Annotated in this window: 11 protein-coding genes and 1 tRNA gene; 7 read left to right on the forward strand and 5 right to left on the reverse strand. The window is 71.1% G+C overall.

Features of this window, described 5'->3' with window-relative positions; all coding sequences use genetic code 11:
- Positions 1-89: 89 nt before the first annotated feature.
- Positions 90-173, reverse strand: a tRNA-Tyr gene (locus VFV67_RS36070).
- A gap of 122 nt (positions 174-295) precedes the next feature.
- Between VFV67_RS36070 and VFV67_RS36075 the strand changes: the two genes are divergently transcribed.
- Positions 296-784 (forward strand): YajQ family cyclic di-GMP-binding protein, encoded by a 489-nt coding sequence (locus tag VFV67_RS36075; protein WP_326475216.1) that lies wholly within the window; start codon positions 296-298, stop codon positions 782-784.
- Here VFV67_RS36075 and VFV67_RS36080 read toward each other — a convergent pair.
- Entirely contained in the window at positions 775-951 is a 177-nt protein-coding gene (locus VFV67_RS36080) for a hypothetical protein (protein ID WP_326475217.1), read from the reverse strand. The two genes, VFV67_RS36075 and VFV67_RS36080, sit on opposite strands and share 10 nt — an antisense overlap.
- A gap of 62 nt (positions 952-1,013) precedes the next feature.
- Between VFV67_RS36080 and rfbA the strand changes: the two genes are divergently transcribed.
- Positions 1,014-1,898: a glucose-1-phosphate thymidylyltransferase RfbA gene (gene rfbA, locus VFV67_RS36085; RefSeq protein WP_326475218.1), complete on the forward strand. Its 885-nt coding sequence runs from the start codon at positions 1,014-1,016 to the stop codon at positions 1,896-1,898.
- Here the strand turns inward: rfbA and htpX are convergent.
- Positions 1,895-2,749: a zinc metalloprotease HtpX gene (htpX, locus tag VFV67_RS36090; protein ID WP_326475219.1), complete on the reverse strand. Its 855-nt coding sequence runs from the start codon at positions 2,747-2,749 to the stop codon at positions 1,895-1,897. The genes rfbA and htpX overlap by 4 nt on opposite strands.
- Before the next feature lie 78 nt (positions 2,750-2,827).
- Complete coding sequence (locus VFV67_RS36095) at positions 2,828-3,610, reverse strand: siderophore-interacting protein (RefSeq protein WP_326475220.1); 783 nt, start codon at positions 3,608-3,610, stop codon at positions 2,828-2,830.
- 76 nt (positions 3,611-3,686) lie between these two features.
- On the opposite strand from VFV67_RS36095, the gene VFV67_RS36100 reads away from it, so the two are divergent.
- The gene (locus VFV67_RS36100; RefSeq protein WP_326475221.1) at positions 3,687-5,102 is read left to right on the forward strand and encodes an amidase; all 1,416 of its coding nucleotides are present in this window, start codon (positions 3,687-3,689) and stop codon (positions 5,100-5,102) included.
- A gap of 92 nt (positions 5,103-5,194) precedes the next feature.
- Complete coding sequence (locus VFV67_RS36105; protein ID WP_326475222.1) at positions 5,195-5,740, forward strand: TetR/AcrR family transcriptional regulator; 546 nt, start codon at positions 5,195-5,197, stop codon at positions 5,738-5,740.
- Between the two features lie 7 nt (positions 5,741-5,747).
- Here VFV67_RS36105 and ddaH read toward each other — a convergent pair whose 3' ends face one another.
- Positions 5,748-6,566, reverse strand: a complete 819-nt coding sequence (gene ddaH, locus VFV67_RS36110; protein WP_349256511.1) for a dimethylargininase — start codon at positions 6,564-6,566, stop codon at positions 5,748-5,750.
- A 151-nt stretch (positions 6,567-6,717) separates the two neighbouring features.
- Between ddaH and VFV67_RS36115 the strand changes: the two genes are divergently transcribed.
- From VFV67_RS36115 to VFV67_RS36125, 3 genes are all read left to right on the forward strand, one after another.
- Entirely contained in the window at positions 6,718-7,173 is a 456-nt protein-coding gene (locus VFV67_RS36115; protein ID WP_326475223.1) for an Lrp/AsnC family transcriptional regulator, read from the forward strand.
- A gap of 6 nt (positions 7,174-7,179) precedes the next feature.
- Positions 7,180-7,947, forward strand: a complete 768-nt coding sequence (locus VFV67_RS36120) for an enoyl-CoA hydratase (protein ID WP_326475224.1) — start codon at positions 7,180-7,182, stop codon at positions 7,945-7,947.
- 202 nt (positions 7,948-8,149) lie between these two features.
- A partial coding sequence (locus VFV67_RS36125) for a 2-oxoacid:acceptor oxidoreductase subunit alpha (protein ID WP_326475225.1) occupies positions 8,150-9,650 on the forward strand: 1,501 nt, incomplete at its 3' end.

The raw sequence follows: 9,650 nt of genomic DNA on the forward strand, positions 1-9,650 counted from the left end.
TACTTCAACCTGATCAACGGGCCTGGACCAGACCAATCCGCTACCCGCTTCGGGACTCAGTCCCTTAGGAAACGGTGGAATTGCAGTGATGGTGGCGGGTGAAGGATTCGAACCTCCGAAGCTTTCGCGGCTGATTTACAGTCAGCTCCCTTTGGCCACTCGGGCAACCCGCCGGGGTCGGCGAAACTTTACCTGGGGCGGGGTGGTGGGGTGCAAACGGGTTCGGGGCGGGGGTGGGGGTGTGGGGTGGGGGGTAGCATCCGGGCGACTCCGAACGGGTGGAGGTGGAGGTTCTGTGGCGGATCCGTCGTTTGACGTGGTGAGCAAGGTCGACCGGCAGGAGGTGGACAACGCGTTGAACCAGGCTGCCAAGGAGCTGTCGACGCGGTTCGACTTCCGGGGTACGGGGGCGCAGGTGAGCTGGGCCGGGGAGGCGGTGGCCATCCAGGCGGAGACCGAGGAGCGTTGCCGCGCGGCGATCGACGTGTTCAAGGAGAAGTTGATCAAGCGCAACATCTCGCTGAAGGCGTTCGAGGTCGGCGAGCCGGCGGTGTCCGGCAAGGTCTACAAGGTGACCGGCACGATCGTGCAGGGGATCGCTTCGGAGAAGGCGAAGCAGATCGCCAAGAAGATCAGGGACGAGGGGCCCAAGGGGGTTCAGGCGCAGATCCAGGGGGACCAGCTGCGGGTGTCCGGCAAGAAGAAGGACCAGTTGCAGGAGGTCATCGCCCTGCTGAAGACCTCCGACTTCGGGATCGCGCTGCAGTTCACCAACTATCGCTGATCGTCGCGGGTGATCTCGTCGAGTTGGCGGACGAGTTCGGCGAGGTCGGGGTTGGCGGTGTGGCCGGCCCGGGCGCCGTAGTAGCCGACCAGGTAGGCCACCCGGCAGAGTTGTTCGTGGTACCGGTCAGCGCGGCCGCGTTCGCGGGTGATGGCGGCGTCGGTCATGCGACCCCCAACAGTTCGTGCCTCGGGTACCGTTGCCGAAGCTATCGCCCCGTGGGAGCGCAATGAAAGGCATCGTCCTCGCCGGAGGGAGCGGGACCCGGCTGCATCCGATCACCCAGGCGGTGTCGAAGCAGCTGTTGCCGGTCTACGACAAGCCGATGGTGTACTACCCGCTGTCGGTGCTGATGCTGGCCGGCATCCGGGACATCCTGATCATCTCGACGCCGGTCGACCTGCCGCACTTCCGGCGGTTGCTCGGCGACGGCGCGCAGTTCGGCGTGTCGTTCAGCTACGCCGAGCAGCCGGCGCCCAACGGCCTGGCCGAGGCGTTCGTGATCGGTGCGGACTTCATCGGCTCCGACGACGTCGCCCTCGTGTTGGGGGACAACATCTTCTTCGGGGTGGGCTTCTCCGAGATGCTGTACCGCGCGGTGTCCACTTTGGACGGCGCGGTGCTGTTCGGGTACCAGGTCAAGGATCCCGGCAGGTACGGTGTCGGCGAGGTGGACCGGGACGGCAAGCTGATCGGCATCGAGGAGAAGCCGGCCAAGCCGAAGTCCAACCGGGCGATCACCGGGCTGTACTTCTACGACAACGAGGTCGTCACGATCGCCAAGGGGCTGACCCCGTCGGCGCGCGGCGAGCTGGAGATCACCGACGTCAACTCCGAGTACATCCGCCAGGGCCGGGCCCGGCTGTTCGACCTGGGCCGCGGGTTCGCCTGGCTGGACACCGGGACGCACGACTCGCTGCTGGAGGCCGGCCAGTTCGTGCAGGTGCTCGAGCACCGCACCGGGGTCCGGGTGGCCTGCCTGGAGGAGATCGCCCTCGAGCGCGGCTTCATCGACGCCGAGGCCTGCTACGCGCTGGGCAGCCGGCTGGCCAAGTCGGGCTACGGCGAGTACGTGATGGCCGTGGCCCGGACCGCCGGGGCGACCGGGGCCTAGCCCGCCATCTCCTCCAGCCGCCGGATCCGGTCGGCGATCGGCGGATGGGTGGAGAACAGCCGGGCGGCCCGCTCGCCGGGGCGGAACGGGTTGGCGATCATCAGGTGTGACTGGGAGACGATCGCCGGCTCCGGCGCGAGCGGGAGCGCCCGGGTGCCGGCGTCCAGTTTGCGCAGGGCGGAGGCGAGGGCCAGCGGGTCGCCGGTGAGGGCGGCGGCGGAGGCGTCGGCCTGATACTCGCGGGACCGGCTGACGGCCATCTGCACGATGCCGGCGGCGACCGGCCCGAGCACCGCGAGCAGCAGCATGGTCAGCGGGTTGGGGCGGTTGTCGTCGGAGCCGCCGAACAGGCCGGCGAAGATGGCCAGGTTGGCCAGCACCGAGATCACGCTGGCCAGGACGCCGGCCACGGACGAGATCAGGATGTCCCGGTTGTACACGTGGGAAAGCTCGTGGCCGAGCACGGCGCGCAGCTCGCGCTCGTCGAGCAGTTCGAGGATGCCGGTGGTGCAGCACACGGCGGCGTTGCGCGGGTTGCGCCCGGTGGCGAACGCGTTGGGCGCCATGGTCGGGCTGACGTAGAGCCGAGGCACCGGCTGGCGGGCCGAGATCGCCAGCTCCCGCACGATCCGGTACATCTGCGGCTGTTCGGCCTGGGACACCGGGTGCGCCCGCATGGCCCGCAGCGCCAGCTTGTCCGAGTTGAAGTAGGCGTAGCCGTTCATCAGCAGCGCGATGGCGAACCCGATGTACAGCGCCGTAGGCCCGAACAGCGAGCTCACCAACAGGATGAGGGCGCTCATGCCACCGAGCAGCAGGGCGGTCTTCACCCCGTTGTAGTGCCTGTGCACGCTCGCGTGCCTCCGTGTCGTCATCCCCAGGCCGGCCACCCGGAAAACGATCCCGAACGCGATGAAGTTCCTGGTCAGTTAGTTGCCACTCTGGCCGTGCCGCCAGTATGTGGTGGGGCGCACCCGATGCCGGGGGAAGCGCCGCTCGTCGAGCAGGTGCCGGCGCACCGCGAGCACCGCGGACCGCTCGCCGGCCACCCACGCCTCGGTCGCGCCGGCCGGCAGGTCCACGGCGCGCACGGCGCGCTCGAGCAGGTCGGTGCGCCCGGCCGGGCGGCCGTCCCGGTGCAGCCAGGTCACCTCGGTACCGGCCGGCAGCGGCTGCTCCTCGGCGGCGTCGGCCACCTCGAGCAGCACCCGGGCCCGCGCCCCGGCCGGCAGCGCGGGCAGGATCGCGGCGATGGCCGGCACTGCGGTCTCGTCCCCGGCCAGCAGGAAGACCTCGGCCTCGGGGTCCGGCCGGTACGCGGGCGACGGGCCGACGAAGATCAGCGGGTCACCGGGCCGGACCCGCTGCGCCCAGGCGGACGCCAGGCCGTGCTCGCCGTGCAGCACGAAGTCGAAGTCGATCTCACCGGTGGCCGGGTCGTGCCGGCGGACGGTGTAGGTCCGGGTCCGCGGCCGCGCCCGGGACCAGATCGCCCTGGCCGACTCCAGGGTCAACGGTTCGGGCAGCACCACGTCGTCCGGATAGAAGTAGAGCATCACGTTCTGGTCGGTTCCGGCGCCGGGAAAGCCGGCCAGCTCGGCGCCGGCCACGGTGATCCGGGCCAGCCGCGGGGTGATCCGCTCGATCCGGGTGACCGGTACCCGCCACAGGGCGACCGGTGGGCGGGTCGTGCGGGGGGACTGCACGCTCATCGGCACCATCATCACCTGCCCGGCCGAGCGCCCTCAACCGTGCTATCGTTCGTTCGAACGAACAAAGGAGCCGGCCGTGCCCACCGCACCTACCGAGGACCTCCGCTTCGCCGGACTGGAAGCGCTCGCCGAGCGGCTCGCCGACGGCACGGTCAGCTCGACCCGGCTGGTCGGCGACGCGCTGGCCCGGGTGACGGCCACCCAGCCGACGCTCAACGCGTTTCGCCGGGTGCGGGCGGACGCCGCGCTCGCCGAGGCCGCCGAGGCCGACCGGCGGCTGGCCGCCGGGGAACGCGGCCCGCTGCTCGGAGTGCCGATCGCGGTCAAGGACGACATGCACGTCGCAGGCGAGCCGACCGCGTTCGGCTGCGCCGGGGACTTCCCGGTGCAGCTGGTGGACTGCGAGCTGGTCCGGCTGCTCAAGGCGGCCGGCGCGGTGATCGTCGGAAAGACCAACACCCCCGAGTTCGGCCAGTGGCCGGTCACCGAGGGCGAGGCGTTCGGCGTCACCCGCAATCCGTGGCACACCGGGTACACGCCGGGCGGGTCGTCCGGCGGGTCGGCGGTGGCCGTGGCCGCCGGGGTGGTGCCGGCCGCGGTGGGCTCGGACGGGGCCGGCTCGATCCGGATCCCGGCCGCGTGGAACCACCTGGTCGGCATCAAGCCGCAGCGCGGGCGGCTCTCCGCGCTGCCGGACATCGAGCTGTTCAACGGGATCACCACCAGCGGCCCGCTGGCCCGCACGGTCGCCGACGCCGCGCTGCTGCTGGACGTGTTGGCCGGGCACCACGACGGGTCCCGCCCCGGCGGGGTGTTCCGGGCCGCGGCCGGCCGGGAGCCCGGACGGCTGCGGATCGCGCTGTCGCTGCGCCCGGCCTGGGGCGGCGTCCGGCGCGGCCGGCCGGACGCCGAGGTGGTGGCCGGCGTGCGGCGGATCGTCACGGCACTGACCGCCCTCGGCCACGAGGTGGTCCGCGACGAGCCGGACTACGGGCCGATCGGGCTGAACTTCCTGCCCCGGTCGCTCGCCGGCGTCACCGACTGGTGCGGCCAGGTGCCCGACCAGGCCCTGCTCGATCCGCGCACCCGGGGCAACGGCAACGTCGGACGGTGGCTGCGCGGGCCTGCCCTGCGGCTGTCCCGGTCGACGCTGGGGATCTTCCAGCGCCGGGTCGGTCGGATCTTCGACCGGGTGGACGTGGTGCTGGCGCCGACCACCGCCAAACCGCCGCTGCCGATCGGCGCGATCGACGGGCTGCGCGGCTGGCAGACCGACCGGTTGATGATCGACGCCTGCCCGTATGCCTGGCCGTGGAACGTGCTCGGCTGGCCGGCGCTGAACATCCCGGCCGGGCTCACCGGTGTCGGACTGCCGGTCGGGGTACAGCTGCTCGGGCCCGCGGACGGCGAGGAACTGCTGATCTCGCTGGCCGCGCAACTGGAAGGAGTGCGGCGGTGGCAGGAGCACACGCCCCCGTACCGGATTCCGTGAGCGAGCTTGCGAGCGAACCATTGAGCACTGCCCCGGGCGCCGAGCCTGCGAGGCGACGGGGTTCGGCAGCACCGAGCTTGCGAGGAGCTGCCGTGACGGACACCAGGACCCGGATCCTGCGTGCGGTGCTGCGGGTGGTCGGCGCGGAGGGGATCGGCGGGGTGACCAACCGCCGGATCGCCCGGGAGGCCGGACTGTCCCTCGGCACCATGACCTACCACTTCGAGACCCAGGAGGAGCTGCTGCGGGACAGCCTGCTGCTGTTCATCCGGGAGGAGACCGCCCGGCTGCTCGACGTGGCCGACCGGCGCCGCGGCGAGGCGGTCAGCCTGGAGCAGGCGGCCGAGCTGGTCGCGCAGGTTGCGGAGGGAGTCCCGTTCGGCAGCGAGCGGATCGCCTCGCTGGAGCTGTTCGTGCACGCCGGGCGGGATCCGGCGCTGCGGGACGCGGCCACGGCCTGTTTCGCGGCCTACGACCAGATCGCCCTGACCGTCCTGTCCGGACTCGGCGTGCCCGAGCCGCACCGGCTGGCCGGCCCGGTGGTCGCGCTGGTGGCCGGCATCCAGCTGCGCCGCCTGGCCACCGGGAGCGCCGGGGGAACCGGGTTCGCCGACGCGCTGACCATGCTGGTGCGCTGACCGGCGATCATTCCCGCAGCTCCATGGTGCAGCACTTGGGTCCGCCGCCGGACTTGCGCAGTTCGGAGACGTCGATCGGGATGGGCCGGTAGCCGCGGTGGGCGAGCTGGTCGGCGAGCTCCTTGGCCTCGGTGGGCAGGATCACGTTCCGCCCGTCGGAGACCCCGTTGAGGCCGAGGCAGGCGGCGTCGTCCGCAGTGGCGATGACGGCGTCCGGGAACAGCCGGCGCAGCACCCGCTGTGAGCCGGGCGAGAACGCCTCCGGGTAGTAGGCGACGCTGGCCGGCGCCCCGCCCCCGCTCTCGGTGAGCACGAACAGCGCGGTGTCCAGGTGGTAGTAGCGCGGGTCGACCAGGCGCAGCGAGACCACCGGCACGCCGAGCACCTCCTGCGCCTCGGCGTGCGCCTCCGGGTCGGTGCGGAACCCGGTGCCGGCCAGCAGCAGCTCGCCGGTCCAGGCGAAGTCGCCCTCGGCCTCGTTGATCGCCGTGGGCATGACCACGTCGCGGTAGCCCTGGTCGAGGAACCAGCGCCGGTAGTGGTCGGCCTCGGCGGCGCGCTGCGGGGCGCGGAACCGCGCGCCGAGCACCCGCCCGTCGACGACGGTGCCGGAGTTGGCCGCGAACACCATGTCCGGCAGGCCGGGCTGTGGCTCGATGGTCTCGACGGTGTGGCCGAGGTCCTGGTAGGCGTCCTTGAGCGCGGTCCACTGCGCCAACGCCAGCTCGGTGTCGACCGGCACGCCGGGGTCCATCCACGGGTTGATCGAGTACTCGACGGTGAAGTACCGCGGCGGGCACATCAGGTACCGGCGGCGGGTCGGCATCCGGTCCTCGATCGGAATGACGATCGAGGCGTGCTGTGCGGGCCGCGGACCGGCGCCGGGCAGAGGAACGGTCGTCATGAATCCAATGTAGGTTCGGCTTCGACAAGCAATCAATATCGCAGATGGCGCTTTTTACGGCAGAATGTTGCGCATGGACGTAATTGACCAACGAATCATTGCGCAGCTGGTTGCCAACGCCCGGTCCAGCTACGCCGAGATCGGCAAGGTGGTCGGGCTGTCCGCCCCCGCGGTCAAGCGCCGGGTGGACCGGCTGCTGGACACCGGTGTGCTGCGCGGTTTCACCGCCGTGGTCAACCCGGAGGCCCTCGGCTGGGGCACCGAGGCGTTCGTCGAGGTGCACTGCCGCGGCAACGTCAGCCCCGACCGGATCCGGGCCCGGCTCGAGCCGCTGCCCGAGGTGATCGCCGCCTACACCGTCTCCGGCGCGGCGGACGCCGTGGTGCACCTGCGCGCGGCGAACATCCACCACCTCGAGGACGCGCTCGAACACCTGCGGGCGGTGGACATGATCGACCGCACGGTGTCCACCGTGGTGCTCTCCACGCTGCTCGAACGCTCCCCCTCACCCGAGCCCCCCATAAGCTAGGCCGCCATGGACCCGGACTCCGTGCTGCTCGAGCGACGTGCCGGCGTCGCGGTGATCACGCTCAACGACCCCGATCGCCGCAACGCCCTGACCCTGACCAGTTCCGCCCGGCTGGCCGAGCGCATCGCCGAGTGCGAGGCGGACGAGGAGATCGGCGCCGTGGTGGTGACCGGCGCGCCGCCGGCGTTCTGCGCCGGGGCCGACCTCACCGCGCTCGGCGCGGCGCACGAGACCGGGCTGCGCTCGATCTACGCCGGTTTCCTTGCCGTGGCCCGGTGCTCGCTGCCGACCATCGCCGCGGTCGGCGGGGCGGCGGTCGGCGCCGGGCTGAACCTGGCACTGGCCTGCGATGTCCGGCTGGCCGGCCCGCTGGCCCGGTTCGACGCCCGGTTCCTGCAGCTCGGCCTGCATCCGGGCGGCGGGATGACCTGGATGCTGCAGCGGATCGTCGGACCGCAGACCGCGATGGCCATGACCGTGCTCGGCCAGAAGGCCGACGCCGCCACCGCCGAACGGACCGGGCTCACCCTCCGAACGGTCGACGGTGATCACGATGCGCTGGTGGCGGCCGCGGTCGAGCTGGCCGGTCCGGCCGCGGCCGCGCCGCGCGAGCTGGTCCTGTCGACCAAACACACGCTGCGCACCACCGCCACGCTCACCGAGCACGCCGAGGCGGTGGAGATCGAGCTGGTGGCGCAGCTGGAGTCGATGACCCGGCCGGCGTTCACAGAGTTGCTGGCCGCCATGCGGGAAAAGATCTCCCGATCTCGGTGAGCCCGGTGTCCGGTCCCACCTCTCGGGAAGGTTCACAATGGAAATGTGATCTGTGCCGCGTCTGGATGCGGTCCAGGCCCACGATGTGGACTACTCAAGGCGATGTACAGATAGCGAACGGAAGCAGCCGGTAGGCGGGGCTAGGCTGGAGGTCGGAGGGCAGCGGGAGACCTAGGCTGTCCCAGAGAGGGATCGACAAGCCATGAGCACCACCATGGATGGTGATCTGGACGGGGGTAACGGCGAGCTAGGGAGCACTCGGCCGACCGAGCTCCGCAAGCTGGACCGGGTTGTCATCCGGTTCGCGGGTGACTCCGGTGACGGCATGCAGTTGACCGGTGACCGGTTCACGTCCGAAGCCGCCGCGTTCGGTAATGATTTGGCTACGCTGCCGAACTTCCCGGCCGAGATCCGGGCGCCGGCCGGGACGTTGCCGGGTGTGTCCAGCTTCCAGCTGCACTTCGCCGACTACGACATCCTCACCCCGGGCGACCGGCCGGACGTGCTGGTGGTGATGAACCCGGCGGCGTTGAAGTCCAACATCGCCGACCTGCCGGCCGGCGGAACGGTGATTCTCAACACCGACGAGTTCACCAAACGCAACCTGACCAAGGTCGGCTACGACGCCGACCCGCTGACCGACGGGTCGCTGGACCGGTTCGTCGTGCACAAGGTGGCGATGGCCACCCTCACCCGCGGCGCGTTGGAGCAGACCGGACTGTCCAAGAAGGACGCCGAGCGGGCGAAGAACATGTTCGCGCTCGGTCTGCTGTCCTGGATGTACCACCGGCCGACCGAGGGCACCGAGCGGTTCCTGCGGGAGAAGTTCGCCCGGAAACCCGACATCGCCGAGGCGAACGTGCTGGCGTTCCGGGCCGGCTGGAACTACGGCGAGACCACCGAGTCGTTCGCGGTCACCTACGAGGTGGCGCCGGCCAAGCTGGCGTCCGGGACCTACCGGCAGATCACCGGCAACACGGCGCTGGCCTACGGCATCGTGGCCGCCGGGCAGCGCAGCGGACTGCCGGTGCTGCTCGGTTCCTACCCGATCACGCCGGCCAGCGACATCCTGCACGAGCTGAGCAAGCACAAGAACTTCGGTGTGACGACGGTGCAGGCCGAGGACGAGATCGCCGGCATCGGCATCGCGCTCGGCGCCGCCTACGGTGGCGCGCTCGGCGTGACGTCGACCTCCGGCCCGGGCATCGCGCTGAAGTCCGAGGCGATCGGGCTTGCGGTGATGACCGAGCTGCCGCTGCTGGTGATCGACGTGCAGCGCGGCGGGCCGTCCACCGGGCTGCCGACCAAGACCGAGCAGGCCGACCTGCTGCAGGCCATGTTCGGCCGCAACGGCGAGTGCCCGGTGCCGGTGGTGGCGCCGTGCTCGCCGGCCGACTGCTTCGACATCGCACTTGAGGCGGCCCGGATCGCGCTGACCTACCGCACCCCGGTGCTGCTGCTGTCCGACGGCTCGATCGCCAACGGCTCCGAGCCGTGGCTGGTCCCGGAGGTCGAGGCGCTGCCGGATCTTTCGGTCGCCTTCGCCGCCGAACCCAACGCCGCCGACGATTCCGGCGAGCACTGGCCGTACGTCCGGGATCCGGAGACGTTGGCCCGGGAGTGGGCGATTCCGGGCACGCCGGGGTTGCAGCACCGGATCGGCGGGCTGGAGAAGGCCGACGGCAAGGGCAGCATCTCCTACG

Origin of the sequence: Actinophytocola sp. (genome assembly GCF_035762905.1) — a bacterium.
GTDB lineage: Bacteria > Actinomycetota > Actinomycetes > Mycobacteriales > Pseudonocardiaceae > DASYTH01.

Coding starts and splice junctions, on each gene's coding strand:
- VFV67_RS36080 (WP_326475217.1), bottom strand. CDS start 951: ATGACCGACGCCGCCATCACCCGCGAACGCGGCCGCGCTGACCGGTAC.
- rfbA (WP_326475218.1), top strand. CDS start 1,014: ATGAAAGGCATCGTCCTCGCCGGAGGGAGCGGGACCCGGCTGCATCCG.
- VFV67_RS36095 (WP_326475220.1), bottom strand. CDS start 3,610: ATGAGCGTGCAGTCCCCCCGCACGACCCGCCCACCGGTCGCCCTGTGG.
- ddaH (WP_349256511.1), bottom strand. CDS start 6,566: ATGCCGACCCGCCGCCGGTACCTGATGTGCCCGCCGCGGTACTTCACC.
- VFV67_RS36115 (WP_326475223.1), top strand. CDS start 6,718: ATGGACGTAATTGACCAACGAATCATTGCGCAGCTGGTTGCCAACGCC.
- VFV67_RS36120 (WP_326475224.1), top strand. CDS start 7,180: ATGGACCCGGACTCCGTGCTGCTCGAGCGACGTGCCGGCGTCGCGGTG.